At 72.3% G+C, this 19,035-nt stretch carries 15 protein-coding genes; 2 read left to right on the top strand and 13 right to left on the bottom strand.

Features of this window, described 5'->3' with window-relative positions:
* The first annotated feature begins 145 nt into the window (after positions 1 to 145).
* Both idi and NOSIN_RS24330 read left to right on the top strand, forming a co-directional pair.
* Positions 146 to 709: an isopentenyl-diphosphate Delta-isomerase gene (gene idi, locus NOSIN_RS24335; protein ID WP_077692962.1), complete on the top strand. Its 564-nt coding sequence runs from the start codon at positions 146 to 148 to the stop codon at positions 707 to 709.
* Between the two features lie 106 nt (positions 710 to 815).
* Positions 816 to 1,544, top strand: a complete 729-nt coding sequence (locus NOSIN_RS24330; RefSeq protein ID WP_077692961.1) for an HAD family hydrolase — start codon at positions 816 to 818, stop codon at positions 1,542 to 1,544.
* A 154-nt stretch (positions 1,545 to 1,698) separates the two neighbouring features.
* On the opposite strand, the gene NOSIN_RS24325 is transcribed toward NOSIN_RS24330, so the two are convergent.
* The 13 genes from NOSIN_RS24325 to NOSIN_RS24265 form a co-directional block, all read right to left on the bottom strand.
* A complete protein-coding gene (locus tag NOSIN_RS24325; RefSeq protein ID WP_077692960.1) occupies positions 1,699 to 2,034 on the bottom strand; it encodes a DUF6221 family protein in 336 nt (111 codons plus the stop codon).
* 179 nt (positions 2,035 to 2,213) lie between these two features.
* Positions 2,214 to 3,050 carry a glutamate ABC transporter substrate-binding protein gene (locus tag NOSIN_RS24320; RefSeq protein ID WP_077692959.1) on the bottom strand — a complete coding sequence of 279 codons (837 nt, stop codon included), beginning with the start codon at positions 3,048 to 3,050 and terminating at the stop codon, positions 2,214 to 2,216.
* A gap of 116 nt (positions 3,051 to 3,166) precedes the next feature.
* Complete coding sequence (locus NOSIN_RS24315; protein ID WP_143832994.1) at positions 3,167 to 4,663, bottom strand: hypothetical protein; 1,497 nt, start codon at positions 4,661 to 4,663, stop codon at positions 3,167 to 3,169.
* Between the two features lie 6 nt (positions 4,664 to 4,669).
* On the bottom strand, positions 4,670 to 5,386 hold the full coding sequence (locus tag NOSIN_RS24310; protein ID WP_077692958.1) for an FHA domain-containing protein: 717 nt from the start codon (positions 5,384 to 5,386) through the stop codon (positions 4,670 to 4,672).
* 9 nt (positions 5,387 to 5,395) lie between these two features.
* Complete coding sequence (locus NOSIN_RS24305; RefSeq protein ID WP_077692957.1) at positions 5,396 to 6,757, bottom strand: vWA domain-containing protein; 1,362 nt, start codon at positions 6,755 to 6,757, stop codon at positions 5,396 to 5,398.
* Complete coding sequence (locus NOSIN_RS24300; RefSeq protein WP_077692956.1) at positions 6,741 to 8,015, bottom strand: PP2C family protein-serine/threonine phosphatase; 1,275 nt, start codon at positions 8,013 to 8,015, stop codon at positions 6,741 to 6,743. Before NOSIN_RS24300 ends, NOSIN_RS24305 begins: the two co-directional genes overlap by 17 nt.
* A gap of 17 nt (positions 8,016 to 8,032) precedes the next feature.
* A complete protein-coding gene (locus NOSIN_RS24295; RefSeq protein ID WP_077692955.1) occupies positions 8,033 to 10,468 on the bottom strand; it encodes a serine/threonine-protein kinase in 2,436 nt (811 codons plus the stop codon).
* Positions 10,465 to 11,727, bottom strand: coding sequence for a hypothetical protein (locus NOSIN_RS24290; protein WP_077692954.1), 1,263 nt, complete (start codon positions 11,725 to 11,727; stop codon positions 10,465 to 10,467). Before NOSIN_RS24290 ends, NOSIN_RS24295 begins: the two co-directional genes overlap by 4 nt.
* A 256-nt stretch (positions 11,728 to 11,983) precedes the next feature.
* On the bottom strand, positions 11,984 to 12,535 hold the full coding sequence (locus NOSIN_RS24285; RefSeq protein ID WP_077692953.1) for an AAA family ATPase: 552 nt from the start codon (positions 12,533 to 12,535) through the stop codon (positions 11,984 to 11,986).
* Positions 12,536 to 12,651: 116 nt separating this feature from the next.
* Complete coding sequence (locus NOSIN_RS24280) at positions 12,652 to 13,821, bottom strand: macrolide family glycosyltransferase (protein WP_077692952.1); 1,170 nt, start codon at positions 13,819 to 13,821, stop codon at positions 12,652 to 12,654.
* Positions 13,822 to 14,236: 415 nt separating this feature from the next.
* Complete coding sequence (locus NOSIN_RS24275; RefSeq protein WP_077692951.1) at positions 14,237 to 14,992, bottom strand: HdeD family acid-resistance protein; 756 nt, start codon at positions 14,990 to 14,992, stop codon at positions 14,237 to 14,239.
* A 229-nt stretch (positions 14,993 to 15,221) separates the two neighbouring features.
* Positions 15,222 to 16,511, bottom strand: coding sequence for a citrate synthase (locus NOSIN_RS24270; RefSeq protein ID WP_077692950.1), 1,290 nt, complete (start codon positions 16,509 to 16,511; stop codon positions 15,222 to 15,224).
* A gap of 756 nt (positions 16,512 to 17,267) precedes the next feature.
* Positions 17,268 to 18,893: a peptide chain release factor 3 gene (locus NOSIN_RS24265; RefSeq protein WP_077692949.1), complete on the bottom strand. Its 1,626-nt coding sequence runs from the start codon at positions 18,891 to 18,893 to the stop codon at positions 17,268 to 17,270.
* Positions 18,894 to 19,035 lie beyond the last annotated feature (142 nt).

Raw genomic sequence — 19,035 nt, 5'->3', positions numbered from 1 at the left:
AGCACGGCTCCCGGTTCGGAGCCATCAGCACCTTATGCGTATCCGGACACCACGTGGGGCACGAACCGGTACGGGGAGCAGGTGACCATAGAGGACAGACAGATGACGTGTGGGGTCCCCGGATCCCACGGCAGGGGGAGATTCCGTGACGCAGCCGACGGCCGCCGCGACGAGTACCGGTTCCCAACGCGAGCTCGTGGTTCTGCTCGACGAGGACCACCGGCGTGTGGGCGTCGCCGACAAGGCCACGGTGCACACCGGGGACACCCCCCTGCACCTGGCGTTCTCCTGCTACGTCCTGGACCCGGACGGACGGGTGCTGATCACCCGCCGGTCCCTCGACAAGACCACCTGGCCGGGGGTGTGGACGAACAGCTGCTGCGGCCACCCGGCCCCCGACGAGGGCTTCGAGGACGCCGTGCGCCGCCGGGTCTCGCAGGAGCTGGGGCTGGACGTCACGGAGGTGCGGCCCGCGCTGCCCGACTTCCGGTACCGGGCGGTGTCGGCCGAGGGGATCGTGGAGAACGAGTTCTGCCCGGTGTTCTGGGCCCGCGCGGAGGGGGCGACGGCCCCGACGCCGGATCCGGACCCGTCCGAGGTAGCCGAGTACGCGTGGGCGGAGTGGCCGGACCTGGTGGCGGTCGCCGAACGGACCCCCTGGCTGCTGAGCCCGTGGGCGGTCGAGCAGATTCCCCGCCTGAATCCCTGACGACGGCCGCGTGCGTCCACGGGCCGGGTGAGGACGGTGCTGGAGGCTCCCGTGCGTGGGTAGGAAGCCGTACGGGAGTCCCCTTCGTCCCCCTGGAGCCGCGTCCATGTCCCAGCGCCCCGCCGGGCGGCCGCTCCGCCCGGCCGCCCTCGTCTTCGACGTCCTCGACACCCTCTTCCCCCTGGCGCCCCTGGAGTGGCGGTTCCGGGAGGCCGGTATCCCCCGGGTGCTCATGGCCCGCTGGTCGGCCCACCTGCTACGGGACTCGTTCGCCCTGGCCCTGGCGAGCGGTGGCGATCCCGGCGGCTCCGGCGCCCCCCGCCCGGTCGACCGGTCCTTCGAGGACGTGGCCCGGGGCGCGCTGAGGGACATCACCGGCCACCAGATCGCCCCGTCGGCCGAGGACGCCGTCATCGAGGGCATGGCCGGGCTCGACCCCCGCCCCGAGGCGGCCGCCGCCCTGCTCGCGGCGCGCGGGGCCGGGCTGGGGGTGGCGACCCTGAGCAACCACGACGACGCCCTGCCCCGGACCCTGCTGGAGCGCGCCGGCCTGCTGGAGCTTGTGGAGGACGTGCTGGCCGTACGCCCCGCTCGCGAGTGGAAGCCGACGCCCGGCGCCTACCACGCCGCCGCACGGTCCCTGGGGGTCCCCCCGGAGCGGTTGGCCCTGGTCACCGCGCACGGCTGGGACGTGGCCGGGGCCGGGGCCGCACGGCTGGTGACCGGTTGGTCCTCCCACCTGGAGGGGCGCTTCCCGCCGGTCTTCGCCCCGCCGGACGTCTCCGGCCGGGACCTCGCCGAGACGGTGGACGGTCTCCTGGCCCTCTCCGGCTGAGCCGTCCGGACCGTCTCGCGACGGCCGACGCGCCTTGCCTCACCGCTGCCCGCGGGCCACCGGCGAGCGCCCGGAGAGCGGCTTCCGGGCATCCCCGCCCCTCTTTTCGGAGGCAGCCGCCTCCCGGAGGCGCCCTTCCCCACCGGGCGGAGGGTCACTCCCCCCAGGACTCGTCGTACTCGGGATGGGCCCGGTACACCCCCGCCAGGTACTTCACCGCCAGCCGCCAGGCCAGCAGCTCCGACCAGGGGTCGCCGCCGGACCGCCGGGGATCGGGGCGAAGGTGGGAGGAGGAGTGGGTGTCGGGGGTCAGAACCGGTTCGAGACTGCGCATACTCACGCTGTGGGCTTCGACGTATCCGCGGACGATCTTGCGTTTGGCCGCGACCTCCGCCAACGCCCGGTCCCGGCCGCGCGCTCCCGCGGGAGCGGTCTTCGACGCACGTTCGTCCTCGTCCAGACGCGCGTTCAGGAACTCGACGATGGTCAACGGACGACTCCTATCCTGTCCCCCCGTTGCTCTGCAAAGGATCAGTATCTGCCATATACCCCGCTTCGACCACACCCGAAGTCGTGTGGGGGACACCCGACCGATCCCGGCCACATCCCCGCCTCCGCCGGACCGTCCTCCTCTCCACCTCCGTTCCCACGGGCACACCCGTCCCTCTCTCAGACGCATCCCTCGAACTGGGGCACACTCTTCACCAGCTTGAGCTCGGCCTCGCCGAACCAGGTGTCCAGGAGCTCCCCGGCCCTGCCGCTCTGGTACATCCGGCTGATGGCGTCGTTGACGGCCTCGCAGCCGCGGATGTCGCCACGCGGCAGGCCGACGCCGTACTTCTCGTCGGTGAAGGGCTCGTCGACGAGGTGGAAGGAGGAGGGGTCCTCGGCGAGGAAGCCGGCCAGGATGAGGTTGTCGGTGGAGACGGCGTCCACCCTCCCCTCGCGGAGGTCCTCGATGCAGGCGCTGTAGCTGGGCGCCTCCGTCTTCCGGACGCTGATGCCCAGCCCCTCGGTGATGCGCGCGGCGGAGTTGGAGCCTTCGCCCTGGCACACCCGGAGGCCCTCCAGGTCGTGCACGCCCCGGATGCCGGAGTCCTCGGCACGCACCAGCACGTCCTGTTTGGCGACGTAGTAGGGGCCGCCGAAGGTCACCTGGGTCTTGCGTGCGGGGGTGATGGAGTAGGTGGCCACGACCATGTCCACATCACCCTCGATCAGCTTCTGCTCGCGGTTGGCGGAGGTGACGCCGGTGAACTCCACGTCCTCGGCGGACACCCCGAGCCGGTCGGCGATGTAGAGGGCCACGTCCACGTCGAAGCCCGTGATGTCGCCGTTCTCGTCCTCCAGCCCCAGTCCGGGCTGGTCGGTCTTGACTCCGACGGTCAGCGAGGTGGCGTCGGCCAGCGACTCCTGCTCGCCCAGCACCGTTGAGCAGGCGGGCAGTCCGAGGACCGCGACGGCGGCCAGGGCGGCCGCGGTGATACGGCGGTGGCGGGACCTCATCGGCCTGTTCCTTGTCTCTCAGGGGCTCTCGGGTTCTTCGGTGTTCGTCGTGTCCTCCGGAAAAGCCCTCGGAGGCTTCCCGGGGCTCCCGGTTCCCTCTCGCGGGCTTTCGGACGTCAGCGGTACTCGGCCAGCCGGGGGCGGACCCCGAGCACGACGAGGACGAGCAGGAGGAGCGTCCCCACGGGCAGCGTCCACGTCCAGGGCGCGAGCACCGCGTCACCGCGCTCGATCCCCTCCTCGAACGCGTCCATGTGCAGGCCGATCAGCTCGTCGAGTGCGGTCTCGTAGGTCCGGAAGGTGCCGTCCTCGATGTGGGCGACGCGCATGCGGATGTCGAGGGCCCCGGCCAGGTCACCGCTCCCGGCGGCCGAGCGCAGTGCCCGGTCCTCGCCTTGGAGGTCGTTGTAGGAGCCCAGCACCTCAGCGAGCGCGTCCCCCTGTCCGGGCAGCAGCGCTTCTTGGGCGCTCCTCCCCAGGTAGCCGAGTGTGCCCGGGTCCGGGTCGTCGGGGTCGGGCCTGTCCGGTCCCGGCAGGTCCGGGTAGGAGGCGGCCACCTCGTCGACGGCCTCGTAGTAGGCCTCCAGGTTGTTCGCGGGGCGGGACAGCACCTGCTGGGCCCACCCCAGGTACACCTGCTGGTAGTTGTCGGCGTTGGCCGGGTCGACCAGGTACCGGCTCTCGTACACCTGCATGTCGGTGGTGATCGCCCCGGCCCGGGAGAGTGACATGGCCGCGTCCAGGCCCTCCTCCTTGGCGTCATGCTGGTGGCCGTTGCTGGTGACCAGGGCGAGGACAACCCCGGCGGTGAGCAGGACGGCGCCCGCAGTCGCCGCGGTCAGCGAGGCGTTGAACCGCCGGCGGAACCGCGCACGCAGGTACATCTGGAGTCCGACCAGCGCGGCGACCGTCACCGCGCCGGCCGCGCCCACCCACAGCAGGCCGATCGTGACGGCCTCCTGGCGCTCCTCGTGGTTGGCGCGCACGCTCGCCGACGAGTCCAGCCCCAGGTTGAACGCCTTGGGAAGCAGCTCGGTGTGCATCAGCCGCGTGGCCCTGAGGTACGTCTCCAAGGCTTCCCGGTCCACCCGCCCCGGCGGGGCCTGTGCCTCGTCGTTGAGCAGGAGCGCCTCGGCGGCCCACTCCTCGTAGGCGCCCATCCCGGCCAGAACGGCCCGGACGTTGCACTCCTCCACGTCCTTGCACTTCTCCACGTAGTCGCCCTCGATCAGCGAGGCCACCTGTAGCAGGGCCTTGCCGGCCTGTGTCCGGCTGGCCTCGTACTGCTTCTGTACCTCCTCCCGGCCCGATCCGAGGTCGTGGGCGGTGCCCATGAGCAGCATGTCGGCCACACGGGCGTCCATGTCGGCGAGCGCCAGGTACAGCTCGGTGGTCGCCTCGGCCTGCGGCCCGTCGCGCCCGAGCACGTCGAGGCCGTCGCGTGCCTGGCCGAGGGTGAGGGCCGCCGAGCCGAACAGCCCGGCGATCGCCACCGCGCACACCGTGGTCAGCAGCCACACCCGGGCCGGGGTGGTGTCCAGCCGGCGGCGGGCGGCGGCGCCCCGTTCACGCGCACCGGTCCGCCGCGCCTGGTCGGAGTCAGGGGACGTCAACGGGGGTCACCCCTTCTGGAGGATGATGACGGTCCATGCGCCGACGTAGATCCGGTCACTGTCATGCAGGGGAACCTCCACGTTGGGGGCGATGGGATTGGCGGTCCCGTTGATCGTGGTGCCGTTGGTCGATCCCGGGTCGAGGAGCGCCCATGCGCCGCCGGGCTTGGCGATCAGGACCGCGTGGACGTGGGAGATCGCGGGGTCGCCGCCGGGCCCGCCCAGGTCGATCTCGGGAACGAAGCCGCGGGAGGCGTTGCGCCGCCCGATGTGCACCCGGTCGCCCGTGAGCGCCACCCGGCGCTGCGCGCTGCCCGCGGGGAAGGAGATCCGGGTGGAGTCGAGCATGCCCTGGTCGACCATGTACTGGTAGTACGCGGGATCGGCGGCCACGATCGCGCGCCAGCGCGGTCCGGCCGACGCGCCTTCCGCCCCCGGCTGCCCGTGCTGGTGGCTCCCGGACTGCGAGGCGAAGTCGAACCCGCACTCCTCGCAGAACCGACCCGCCCGCGAGGTGCCGCACTCGGGGCAGGGGCCTCCCCTGGGCCCGCTCGGCGGGCGGCGCGGAGCGGGGGCCCGCGCCGGGGACAGGGGCGGCGTCGGCGGGGTCGGATGCCGGTGTGACGGGGGTGGCGGCGTCGGGGAACGGGTCTGGAGGCGCAGTCCGCAGACGTCGCAGAAGTCGGTCGCCGTGGAGCGGTGCCCGGAGGGGCAACTCGGCATGGGTCCCTCCTACCCGGGTACGGGGGCACCGCCGGTGTCCGGCCCGCCCTGTCGGGGCCGGGTCCGTACGGTCCGGGTCGAGTTGGTGTCCAGGGTCATCTCGTCGACCTTGGCCACACCGGGCTTGAGCCGAACGGTTCCGGCCACGGGGTCGACCACGTCGACGACCCTGCCGAGGAGCCTCGCGGTCTCCTCGTTGCCCGACTCGTGGGCGAGTGCGACGGCTCGGCCGAGCCGTGTGGTGGCGGTGTCGTCGTCGCCGTCGCGACGGGCGGCGAGCCCGTCCTGAACGGCCTGGGCCAGTTCGGCCTGGCCGGTGTAGTGGGCCACCCGGAAGTCGATCTCCGTGGCCCTGCCCTCGTCCGGCGTCCACTCCGCGAGGATGTTGCCCGAGGCGAGGACCCGCTCCGGAGCGCCGTCGGTCCCGGGAAGCACCACGCGCACCCATCCGGCGCGCAGTCGGCGGCCGGGATCGCCCGGCGGCACCTCGACGCACACGTGGTAGTCGCGGCTCTCGGTGCCCCAGGAACCGGTGGGGTAGTCGCCCGTCTGGGGCGTGCGTTCCACCTCGCGCCCGGTGAGGTCCCGCACGGTGGGCGCGACCTGCTTGACGTGGCGCACCACGGAGCCCCGGGGCGTCCACAGGCGCAGCGCGACGTCGGCGACGGCCTTGCCCATGGACGCCCGGGTCATCGCCCGGAAGTCGGCGGCCATGTCGCCGGGGTCGGCGATGACGCCGGGGCCTCCGCCGAGCAGGGCGGCGTCGATCCGGCGCAGCTCGTCGACCTTCCAGTCGGTGCCCACTCCCCGGCAGTCGCACACGAACGCGCCGGTGACCCGGTTCAGGGCCCGCTCGAAGTCCTCGTCGGCCTCGTTGTTCTGTCCGTCGGTGAGCAGGATGGCGTGTTTGACACCGTCCCCGACCGTGGCGAACAGCTCGGCCGCGCGGGTCAGCCAGGTGCCCATGCGGGTGCCGCCGCCGGCGCGCAGGCGGCCGATGGCCGCCAGCGCCTCGGCGCGTGTGGTGTCGTCGGCCCGCGCCATGCCCGCTCCGTCGCCGGGGTAGACCACGTGGGCCCTGGTGTGGCCGGAGACCACCGCGAAGCGGACACCCTCGCGCAGGGTCTCGACGGCGGCCCGGGCCGCATGCTTGGCGGCGTCGAGCCTCTCCCCGTACATCGACCCCGAGGTGTCGACGATGACGGCCTCGGCGGCGTTCACCGACGCGCCCGTCGGCACGGGGCCGTGGGAGGTGACGCCGACGATCGCGTGCACCTCGCGCGCGCCGATCGGCAGGAACCTGTTCTGGTCGACCTCGATCCGGAAGGCCGGCTCGTCGGCACGGGCGGCGCGGTCAGTCGTGTCCGGCACGGGAACCCCCTGGAGGTACGGGAACGACGACGACGGTGATGTTGTCCTTGCCGCCCGCCCGGAGGGCGAGGCTGACGTAGGCGCGGGCGGCGTCGCGGGGTCTGGCGCCCGCTTCGGGTACGGCGTCGGTCAGGTCCTGTGCCCCGGGGTAGTAGTTCCACAGGCCGTCGCTGCACAGCACGACGGCGCCGGGGCCGGTCGGGGTGACGGTGGAGATGTGCGCGTCGATCTCTCCGGAGTCCGCTCCCATCCACGCGATGAGTGCGTGGGCGTTGGCCGAGCGCATCGCCTCCTCCCGGGAGAGGGTGCCCATCTGCACCATCGCCTCGCTCCAGGAGTCGTCCTTGGTCAGGAGCGCGGAGGCGCTGGAGGAGGGGCCGCCGGAGAGCCAGTAGGCACGGCTGTCGCCGACCCAGCCGACGGTGACGGTGCCCGTGGCGGGGTCGACCACCGCGGAGACGAAGGTGCAGGCGGGTGCGGAGCCGGCCGAGTCGGCGATCCCGGCGACCGCCTCCGCGGCCCTGGTCATCGCCGCCCCGGTGGCCTCGCGGGGGTCGGCGCCCCCGCGTACCCGTTCCGCCAGAACCGCCACGCCGGTCTCGGCGCTGACCCGGGAGGCCTCGTCCGAGCGCGGTGAACTGGAGACACCGTCGCAGACCACCGCGCAGACCACTCCGGGCGCGTGGGGGGCGTCGGCGTCGATCACGCGGATCGCCATGGCGTCCTCGTTGCGCTTGTGCCGCAGTCCCCGGTCGCTGACGCCGACGGCGGCGTGCGTGCGCACCTCGACGTGGTCGCGGCCGGTGGGCTGGAGGAGGCCGCACTTCTCGCAGTAGCCGTCGCCCACCCGGCCGGGGCACCACACGCACAGTCCGGGGCCGGCGGGCGGTGCCGGCGGGTCGCTCCGGGTGGCGAGGGGGGCGGCCAGGCTCACCTGCGGCGCCGTCGGAGCGCCCTCGGTCGGGACCAGGCCCGGGCGCTCGTCCGACACCGCGTTCAGGCTCACCTGCGGTGCGGTGGGGGCTCCCTCACCCGGCACCAGGTCCGGACGTGTGCCGCCGCGGGACGCGTCCGGGGCGGGGCCGTCAGGCGGCGCCGCGCCGGACATGCTCGCCTGGGGAGCCGTGGGCACCGAGTCGGGGTGCCCCGCGGGCACGGCCCCGACGTCCTCGGGGAGGGGGCGGCCGCACCCCTCGCAGAAGGCGTCTCCCACAGCCACCCTGTCCGAGCAGGCAGGGCAGGTCCGCACCTTGGTCATCGCCGTTCCCCCGTTCCTCACAGCAGCGTCACAGGGCGTAGGGAGTTGGCCCTGTCGATGAGTCCGTAGCGTTCCGAACGCACGGTGGCGCGCTGGGCCAGAGCGCGGTAGCGGCGTTCCAGGTTGGCCCGCACGCCCTCCTCCGTGAGCGGGCCGCCGAGCAGTTCCTCCCGGGCCGTGTCCCGGCCTCCCGCGTGGAGCCAGTCCAGGGCCGACTCCAGTACCTGGACGGCCAGGCGGTCGGCGGACTCACCGTCCAGGCCGATCCGCTCCAGGCGCCGTCCGGCCCGCACGAGGTCGGCGGCGTCCGTGCCGTGGTGCTGGGCCGCGAGCACGGCGACCAGCGCGGTCTGGGCGTGGACGTGGAGGCTGGACAGTTCCGGGACCGTGTCCAGGACGGCGATGGCCTCGGCCCGGTTCCCCTGGGCCAGGCGGATGCGGGCCAGGCCGAAGGCGGCGCTGACGAAGGAGTGGTCGGTCCTCCAGGCCGTCTGGAACTGGCGGGCCGCGGTCTCGTGCTCGCCGGTCCGCTCGCAGGCCAGGGCCAAGCCCAGCTTGGGCGCGGTCTCCCCGGGCAGGTGGTCGTACAGCTCGTCGAAGTGGTCGCGGGCCTCGCGGAACCGGCCGGTGCTCAGCTCGGCCACCGCCAGGTACCACATGGTGCGCCAGTCCCCGGGGACCATCACGCTGAACCGCTGGAGGGCGTCCATGGCCTCGCCGTGGCGACCGGCGGCGATGAGCGACCGGGCCAGCATCAGCAGTGTCTCGGGGGTGGGCTCGGGCATGGAGCGCAGCGCGGGGACGAGGTCCTCGGGGGCGAGCGCCTGGAAGCCGCGCAGGTGCTGGGCGGCCGGGTCGTTCGGGTCAATGAGGGGCGCGGGCAGCAGCGCGGCCGCGTCGTTGGGCGGGGGCGGCGCGAGCAGGCGGTCGGCGTTGTGGGCGCCGACGGCACGGCCGATGGCGGAGTTCTCGCCGCCGAAGAGGGTGGAGGCAGCCGGGTGCGGTACGCCCTCCATGTCGGAGAGGACTTCGCGCAGCACCCCGGTGAGCTGGTCGATCATGTCGTGGGCGTCGTGGAAGCGCAGCTCGGGCTCGCTGTGGGTGGAGCGGCGCAGCAGCCGGTCGAAGGACTCGTGGCGCCGGAGCAGTGGTACCGCCCCGCGCGGCGGAATGCCGTGCGGGTGCTCGCGCATGAAGCTGAAGCGGAAGCTGAGCACGGCCAGGGCGCGGCCCACCGAGTACAGGTCGGCGCTGACGGTGGGGCCGGGATCGCGCAGCTCGTCCTCGGGCACCCGGTAGCCGGGGGTGGTGTAGACGGGGCTGACGGTGTCGTCCATGCGCCGCACGCCGCCCAGGTCGATGAGCTTGATCTGCTCCTCGCTCTGGATGACGTTGTCGGGCTTGAAGTCGCAGTAGAGCAGGCCCTTGGAGTGCAGGTGGCCCAGGGCGCGCAGGACCTCCAGGCCGTAGGAGATGACCTGTGGCAGGGGCAGGACCGCGTCGGGGCCGTCCTCGCGGCGCTCGACGAGCAGCTCGCGCAGGGACTTGCCCCCCACGTACTCCATGACGATGAGGCCGCCGGGGATGCCGGTGCGCGGGTCCGGGTGCTGGGAGAAGTTGATGATCTTGACGATGTTGGGGTGCTCGACCTTGGAGAGGAACGCGCGTTCGGCGGCGGCCGCCTTGTGCGCCTCCGCGTCACCGGCGTTGAGCAGGCCCTTGAGGACCACCCAGCGGTCGTTGACGTTGCGGTCGCGTGCCAGGTAGATCCAGCCGAGGCCTCCGTGGGCCAGGCAGCCGAGCACCTCGTACTGCCCACCGACCATGTCACCGGGGGAGAGCTTGGGGGTGAAGGAGAACTGGGTCCCGCACTTGCGGCAGAAGCCCTCGGTGCGGCCGGGCTGGCCGTCCCGGGTGCGGCCGACCCTCTCACCGCAGTTGCCGCAGAAGCGGTTCTTCTCCGCGACGGCGGGGTTGTCCATGACGGCTTCGGCGGGGTTCCGGTAGGGGACCAGGGGCACCTGGACCATGCCCATGCCGAGCGTGCCGCGCGAGGACCGACGGCTGCCGCGCCCCGCGCTCCCGCCGCCGGCACCGGTACCCGCGGTGCCGGAGGCACTCCCGGGACCGGAGCGGCCGGAGAGCCTGACGTTGCCGGAGACGGGATGCGAGTGCACCGGATCGCCGCTGACGGGGTCCCGGCCCGAGGGGCCGGAAGGCGGCCACTGGTCGGGGGCCTCGCCCCGGCCGCCGTGCGGGGCACCCGGGACGGAGGGGTGGGGCGGCCTCCTCGGTCCCGGAGCCCGCGGGGGCGGGCCGAGGGACGCCTGCGGGCCCGAGCCGTGCCCGGGGAGGGCCTGCGGAGGTCCCGCCTCCACGGGGGCCAGTCCGCACACGCCGCAGAAGCCGTCCTCGATCAGGCCGTGGCAGCCGGGGTCCGCGCACTTGGTCATCTGCTCACACCACCCTCGCTCTCGCCGTCTGATGCGCCCGCGTCCGGTGTGGTTCTGTTCACAGGGGCGCCGGTCCCTCCGATCTCCTGGAGCGCGCGCCGGTACGAGGACAGGGCCGCCGTGGCCGCGCGCAGGTCGCAGGGCGCGGTCCACAGCGCCCAGTGCGCCACACGGTGGAGTCCGACCAGCCGTCCGTCCCCGGCGACCCCGAGCCGGACCGCACGGGCCCGGTAGGCGTCCAGCCGCCCGCGGAGCTCGGCGCGGCGCTCCAGGAGCCCGGTGAGGTCGGCCTCGCGCTCACGCGCGTCGTCGGAGGCCTCGTGGACGGCGCGCTGCAGTGAGCCGAAGCGCGCGCCGAGTTCGCGCCACCGCCCCCGTGAGCGCAGGGCGTCCATGTCGGCGACACCGGTCCGCAGCGCGGGAACGTGGTCGGGGACCCCGACCGCGGGGGGCGAGGAGATCTTGGCGACCACCTGTTCGCGCAGTCGACGGGCGCGGGCGAGGACCTCGCCGACGTCGTCGATGGCGGAGCGGAGCCGCTCGACGCTCTCGTCGTAGGAGTCGCGCATGCGCAGGGCGTCGCGGAGCTCGCCGCGTACGCGCTCCAGCCGGAGGCGCAGCCGTTCGAGGGAGGAGGCGTCCACGTGCCCGTCCTCGACGAGTGAGAGGGGATCGCGCCGCACCGTGGCGCCCACCGCGTCCAGGTCGGCGCGCAGGGACTCGTGCTCGTCCTCGCCGAGCCCGACCAGGTCGGAGAAGGTGCAGATCTCGTGCCACATCGCGTCGAGTTCGGCCAGGCGCGGGTGGAGGGCGTCCCAGGCCGTCTCGACGGCCGAGATGACCTCGGTGGCCTCCTCGTAGTCGGCCGACATCCGGGCGACGGCGGCGGCGAGGGTGGTGGACTCCCCGCCGGCGTGGAGCAGGCCCCGTTCGCGCAGCGGGACCTCTCTGGCGGGCAGCGGCACGGAGGCGTCGTTGAGCAGGGAGGTCAGGAGGGCCTGGTCCTCGTGGCCTCCGCCTCCGGAGACACGGAGCTCCTGGATCCGGTCGACGACGCGGCGGAACGCGTCGTAGACCGCCCACAGGTTGTGGACGTGCTCGCTGGCGTGTTCCCAGCGCCGCCGGGTGCGTCCGACGAGATCGGCTCCCCGGAGCATCCGGTGGCCGACGTGGCCGTCCAGGTCGGCGAGGTCGAGGGCGATCCGGTCGGCCTCTCCGCGCACCCGGTTGAGCGCGTGGTCGATGCCCTCCCAACTCATGGGCGGCGTGTTCGCCCCAGACGCGCTGGCCACCTACCGCGTTCCTCCCGGCGTCCCGGTCCCGCACCCGTCTCGGGCGTGAACGGTCAATGCTCCTTTACCTAGACAAGAGTCTGGCGGCGACCTACGGGAACCACAAGGGAAACCGCGGTTTACGGCCGCGACCGGCCACATATGCCCTGTTTGCGAAACACGGGCACCGTCACATAACAAAGGTCTCTCCCAGTCACAGGAGTCACATCCCACCCGTCCTGTGCTAGTGCCCGCGTGTACCTGGGGACGTATGGGACAGGATGAAGCGGGCTCGCTCGGCGACCGGAACGCGCGGCAGTTCCACCGGCTCGTAGCCGCACGCCGGGTAGGCCTCGATCATCGCCCGGTACGTGCGCTCGGCCTCCTCCGGGGACTGGTGGCGCTCGGTGTCGCCGGTGAAGACCTCCGGCCACGGCGGGGCGACGAACACCCTGCGGTGGTACCGGAACCTGCGGGCCGCCTCGGTGACGTGCTCCGGGACCGGCAGGCCGCGCAGCAGGAAGTAGCCGACCACGTCGGGAACGCCCCGGTCGCAGAAGACCGGCCCTGGCAGGGCGGCGGCCTCGCGGTGGGTGCGTATCTCCCACGCGAGCATGAGCTCGGCGAACAGGTCGTCGTCGCGCCAGGCCAGGCCGCGGCCCCCGATCTCCCTCTGGTCGCGGATGAGCGCCCGTCCGGCCTCCGTGGTGCGCGCGTACCCGAGCGAGGCCAGGTGGTCGATCAGGGTGGTCTTGCCCGAACCCGGGCCTCCGGTGACGACGACGAGGTGGTCCATGGTCCCTCCGCGGGGTGTCGGGCGGGTGTTCCGGTGCGTGTCCGGAGCACGGGGCCGGTGCGCCGCGTCCGAGGACACGGCGCACCGGAGGAACGGAGCGGGTCGGGGCCTTCCGGCTAACCGGGCAGTTCCGCCTCGATCAGGTCGGCCGCGTAGGAGGTGCCGCCGGCCTGGAGCCGGGCGCTGACGTCGGCCAGCCTGCGGGCGACCTCCGGATCGGAGGTCAGCTCCAGCAGCGCCGAGCGCAGCCGGTCCGCGGTGGCGTCCTCGGTGTCGATCCGCCGGGCGACGCCGAGTTCCTCCAGGCGGTCGGCGTTGCCGAACTGGTCGACGGCCTGCGGGACGGCGATCATCGGGACCCCGGTGTACAGGCCCTCGCTGGAGCCTCCCATGCCGGCGTGGGTGACGAAGGCGTCGGCCTGGCGCAGGACGGCCAGTTGCGGCACCCAGGAGTGCGTCTCGACGTTGGCGGGGACCTCCCCCAGCTCGGCGGGGTCCACGTACTTTCCGGTCTGTAGTACCACGTGCCACCCCGGCAGGTCCCCGAAGGCCCTCAGGCACTCGCGGTAGAACCCCGGCTGGTTGGTGTAGGCCGACCCCAGGGACACCAGCAGGACCTTGTCCGCGTCCGCCGGGCGGGTCCACTCCCCCTGGTCGGCCCGCTCCCCGAGGCACGGCCCGACGAAGGTGACCGTGTCGGGCACGGTGTCGGCGAACGGCTGCATCTCACGCGGGATCACCGCCAGCGACCGCTCCGGACGGGCGACGAAGGAGGTGTGGTCCAGGCCGGTGACACCGTTCCCGGCCAGCCAGGCCGCCATCCTCCCGAAGTGCTCCTCCGCCCCGGGCAGGGAGCGCAGTTCCTCCATGACGGTGTCTCCGTAGTCCTCCCAGGCCACGTAGGTGGGCGAGAGCTGCACGGACGGAACGCCCCAGCCGATGCCGAGCACCCGGGCGGCGTATCCCGCGATGTCGTACAGGAACAGGTCCGGGCGGTCGGCGTCGTAGGCGGCCCGCAGGACGGGTAGCTGGGTGATCGCCTCGTCCAGGAAGACGTCCATCCCCGCGACGGGGTCGTCGGGCCACTCCTCGTCCCCGGTGGGCAGGGTGGTGGCGTACGGGACGAGTGCGGCGCCGGTACCGGTGACCAGGTCGGCCAGCACGGGGTCGTTGGCGTAGGTGACGCGGTGCCCCCGGCTCACCAGTTCGCGGATGATCTCCAGGCTGGGCAGGGTGTGGCTCACGGCGGGGGTGCCGATCATGGCGATGTGGGCGCGACGGGTCATCGCTTGCTTCTCCAGAACTCGGTGTCCAAGGACAGGGCTGGGAGGCACCCGGCCCCGGGCGGGGCGGATGCGCGGCGTCGGGGACGTCCGCCCCCGGGCCGTGTTCCCTTGAGGCTCCGCCGCGCTTCGCCCCGTGCTCGGACGCCGCAGGCACGGGAACCTTCGGCCCCTACGGTGCGCCCGCTCGTACCTCACGGACGCACCTGCGCGGCCTCCAGAACCCCGTCGGCGCCCTCGCTGTGCGGTGGCACAGGACCGAGTCCACCGAACAGGACCCGGCCGTAGATCTGGAGGAGGTGCGCGGCCGATGCTAGCCGTGCCCCCGGGGAGCGCACAAAGCATTTCCCGGGACCTGCCGGCCCGGTCCCGGGGGTGTGGTGCGGGCGCCGGCGGAGCGCGGCGCCCGGGAACACGTCTAACGCGGCTCGCCGGGATGGTCGGGGTGTCCCTCGTCCTCGTCCCGGGCGCGGTGGCGGCCGCCTCCGGAGGTCTCGCCCCGGTCCTCCCCGACACCGTCGTCGAGGAGGTCCCCGTGGGTTCCGGTGGTCTCCCCGTCGACCGGCTCGTCGGGACCGCGGAGGTCGTCGAAGGCCCCCGTCTCCGGGCCCAGGAAGGCGTTGGCGGCGCCGCGGAGGCGGAACCCGGCCACGGCCATCACCGCGCCGAAGATGATGGCGTACATCGCGATCACGAACATGACGGCCTGCGCGCCCGCCAGGGGCCAGAACCACAGCAGCAGGCCGAAGACGATCGAGAGGGCCCCGACGAAGATCAGCAGCCACTCGGAGCTGATGTGCGCGCGCAGGCGGATGGCGGTGATGATCTCGGCGACGCCGGTGATCACCGCCCAGGCACCGATGACGAACACCAGGGCGACGACCGCCAGGAGCGGCCAGACCAGCGCGACCAGACCCGCGACGACGCTGATGACCGCCTGCACGACCAGGGAGAGGCGGTTGCCCGGCGCCGCCCGGTAGGCCGCGTACCCCAGGGCGGCGCCGTCGGCCAGCGCGTAGACGCCGAAGACGATCGCCAGGACCACCAGGGTCTTCTCCGACCAGATCAGCGCGACCACGCCGAAGAGGACGGCGGCGATCCCCCGGAGGACCACCAGCCACCAGTTCCGGCTCAACTCGTCGAGCAGGTCGCCGGCCAACGTGTACCGGACCATCGTCGCCTCCCTCCACGGCTCCGTCCGGAACCGCGCCCCGCCCCTTCCCCGGAGTCGTGGCCGGGGTCGGCTGGCCGCGGAACGCGGAAAAGGACGGGACCGCTCATAGGTGTCCTGGTACGGGTGCTACCCGCAGCGTCCGGCGCGCAACAGCGAACGGCGGAAAAGGCACGAGAGCGCCCGCCCCGTCGGTGACGCGGGCGGGCGCTCTCGGTGTTCTCCCGGGAGGTTACTCCAGGCCGGGGAGCCGGCGCTCGGAGGCGCCGACGTAGTGCTGGCGCGGGCGCGCGATCCGGAAGGCCGGGTCGTGCAGCTGCTCGCGGTAGTGGGCGACCCAGCCGGGCAGGCGGCCGATGGCGAACAACGCGGTGAACATGTTGTTCGGGAAGCCCATGGTGCGGTAGATGACGCCGGTGTAGAAGTCGACGTTCGGGTAGAGCTTGCGCTCGGTGAAATAGGGGTCGGCGAGCGCCGCGGCCTCGAGCTTGAGGGCGAGCGCGAACAGCTCGTCGGGGTTGTCGTCGCGGTCGAGGATCTGGCTGGCCAGAACCTTGATCTCCTTGCTGCGCGGGTCGAAGTTCTTGTAGACCCGGTGGCCGAAGCCCATGAGGCGCATCTCGCGGGCCTTGACCCGCTCCAGGAAGTCCTCGATGGAGATGCCCGAGTCGCGGATCTGCTCCAGCATCTCCAGCACGGCCTGGTTGGCGCCGCCGTGGGAGGGGCCGGAGAGCGCGTTGAGACCCGAGGCGACGCTGGCGTAGATGTCGGCCTTGGAGGATCCGACGACGCGCACCGTGGCGGTGGAGCAGTTCAGCTCGTGGTCGGCGTGCAGGACCAGCAGCATGCCGACGGCCTGGTTGAACAGGTCGCCGAGCTCGCTGTCGGCGTGGGTGTCGCCGAAGGTCATCCGGATGAAGTTGTCGACGTAGTCGAGCGAGCTGTCCGGGCTGATCGGCTTCTCGCCGATGGAGTTGCGGTAGATGCGCGCCGCGATCGTCGGCAGCTTGGCCAACAGCCGGATCGTGGCGAGCTCGACCTGGTCCTCGTCACCGGGGTCGACGCTGTCGTCGTAGTAGGCGGCGAGGGTGTTCACGGCGCTGGCCATCAGTGCCATGGGGTGGCCGTTGCGGGGCATCGCGTCGATGAGCGTGCCCATGTCGGCCGGGATGTCGGCGTTCTCGCGCAGCTTGTCGGAGAAGTCCTTGAGCTGGTCCGGCCCGGGCAGCTCGCCGTAGATCACCAGGTAGGCGACCTCCAGGAAGGTCGCGCCCACGGCGAGGTCCTCGATCGGGTACCCGCGGTAGCGCAGGATCCCGGCGTCCCCGTCGATATAGGTGATCTTCGAGCTACACGAAGCGGTGTTGCTGAACCCCGGGTCCAGGGTCGTCATACCGGTCGACCCCAGGAGGGTCTTCAGCTCGATGGTGCGTTCACCCTCGGTACCGGTGAACACCGGCAGCTTCAGCACGCCGCCCTCGTAGTGGAGCTCCACCGTGCGCTCTTTGTCGTCTTCGCTCATGCCCGAGGTCAACCTTTCCAGGCGGGGGATACGTGAGATGCGTCAGACGCGGGGCGGTCCGCCGCCACGTTCCTGCTTCACTCGTTATTGTTCTGTTTTGTTAAACGACAGTTAAGCAAAAGCATATAAGTTTCACCGATTCACGGACAGGTGACATGCAACACATACCCCGGCGTGAGCAGAATTACCGCAAGGTGAAGATTTACAAACTTTGCCAGACGTCGATTACTCCGTGATCGCCCTGAGACGTCATGAGCGGAACCGAGGGTCCGCCCGCCGCCGCTCCGTCTCCTGTACCGGTCCCCTGAGCACCCCACCACCCGGCCCGAACCCGCTCCTTCCGGCCGTCCTTCACAGAAGTGGACAGAGCCGGACGAAGCCCGGTGCGGCCGGGTGCCCGAACGCGCCCTAGTGGCCTTCTCCCAGGGTACCTTCGCCCTGATCACGGGGGTCGACACGGGGTACCCGACAGCCGGTGACATTGACCTCTGCCCGGGGCACTGGGGCCCCACAGGCCCCTCCCCGCACACCGGGCCGGCCCCGTCGTGACCACGGTCTGTGCGTGGGGCACGGGAGTTCACACACCATCCGCGCGGGACCCGTCCGGGCCCCGCGGCACCGCCCAATTCACGCGGATCCGCGACCCGGGGGCGACAACGGGTTATCGGCATTCACCCCAGGTAAACAGGGCGGCGCGCTTAGCCGAAAAGGCGGCGGGCACCGGTACCGGTGCCCGCCGAAGCGTTCCGAGGGACCTCACACGCCCTCGTCGACCCCTCCGGCCAGCAGCGGTTCCATGAACAACTCCGGATGGTCGCGCTCGATGACGCGCAGCCGCCACTTGTTGTGCACCAGCACCAGCAGCTCACCGTCGTTACGGCGCTTGAGCACCTCCGCGCCCGAGAGCGCGTGCAGCGCGGGAGCCGACTCGGTGTCCGTGCGCCGGGCCACGGAGTAGTCCAGCGGCGAGGTCTCGATCGGCGAGCGGAACTCGTGCTCCATGCGGTGGCGGACCACGTCGAACTGCAACGGGCCCACCGCCGCCAGCACCGGCGCCTGCTCACCGCGCACGTCCGAGGTGAGCACCTGCACCACGCCCTCGGCGTCGAGCTGGGCGATCCCGCGCTGGAACTGCTTGTACTTGCCCGCGTCGACGGCCCGGGCCACCACGAAGTGCTCGGGGGCGAAGCTGGGGATCGGCGGGAAGACCACCTTGGGCCCGTCGTAGAGCGTGTCGCCCACCGCCAGGGCCTGGGCGTTGACCAGCGCGATCACGTCACCGGGGTAGGCGGTCTCGATCGTGGACCGGTCCGAGCCGAACACCGCCTGGGTGTACTTGGTCGCGAAGGGGCGCCCCGTCTCGGCGTGGGTGAGCACCATGCCGCGGTCGAAGCGGCCCGAGGAGATGCGCACGAACGCCATCCGGTCCCGGTGGTTCTTGTCCATGTTGGCCTGCATCTTGAACACCTGGCCGGAGAAGGGCTTCTCCACCGGCCGCGGCCGGCCCTGCGCGTCCGGCTTGGGAGCCGGGGGCGGGGCCAGGCCGACCACGGCCTCCAGCAGCTGGCCCACCCCGAAGTTGGGCAGCGCCGCGCCGAACAGCACCGGGGAGGACTCCCCGGCCATGAAGGAGTCGTGGTCGAAGTCGGCTCCCAGGGCTTCGAGGAGCTCGATCTCCTCGCCGGCCTCCTCCCACACGGAGCCCTCGGCCTTGGCGGCCTCGTCCGCGGACAGGACCTCCTCGACCGCCTTCTTCGCTCCGCCCGGGGTACGGGTCATCTTGGTGTAGGTGCCGCTGCCGCGGTCGATGAGGCCGCGGAAGTCCCCGGCGATGCCCACCGGCCAGTTCAGCGGGGTGGGGCGCAGCCCGATGCGCTGCTCGATCTCGTCCAGCAGCTCCAGCGGCTCGCGTCCGGGGCGGTCCCACTTGTTGACGAAGGTGATGACCGGCATCTTCCGCGCGCGGCACACGTCGAAGAGCTTCAGCGTCTGCGGCTCCAGGCCCTTGGCCGAGTCCAGCAGCATGATCGCGCAGTCCACCGCGGACAGCACCCGGTAGGTGTCCTCGGAGAAGTCGGCGTGGCCGGGAGTGTCCACCAGGTTGAGCACCCGGTCGGCGTAGTCGATGCGCAGCGCGGCGGAGGTGATGGAGATCCCGCGGTCCTGCTCCATCTCCATCCAGTCCGAGGTCACGCCCCGGCGGTCGCCCTTGCCGTGCACCGCGCCGGCGGAGGAGATCGCGGCCGCGTGCAGCGCCAGCGCCTCGGTCAGCGTGGACTTACCGGCGTCGGGGTGGGAGATGACCGCGAACGTCCGCCGTCGGGACGCCTCGCGTACGACCTCTGACTCCTGCTTGGTGGCGCTCGCCGTGTCCACGCTCATTTCCGCTGCCCGCTCCGCCTCTGTGCTGCCCGTCGTGCCCGGTTCCCGGCCTCGTCCAGCCTACGCGCGTCACGGCGCCGACCGGACCGAGCGAAGCAGCACAGGACCGTGCGGGCCGGCGTGCGCCAGGGCTGTCCGGCCC

Source organism: Nocardiopsis sinuspersici, from assembly GCF_001998325.1.
Lineage (GTDB): Bacteria > Actinomycetota > Actinomycetes > Streptosporangiales > Streptosporangiaceae > Nocardiopsis > Nocardiopsis sinuspersici.
This window is presented reverse-complemented; position numbering and strand designations above follow the sequence as displayed.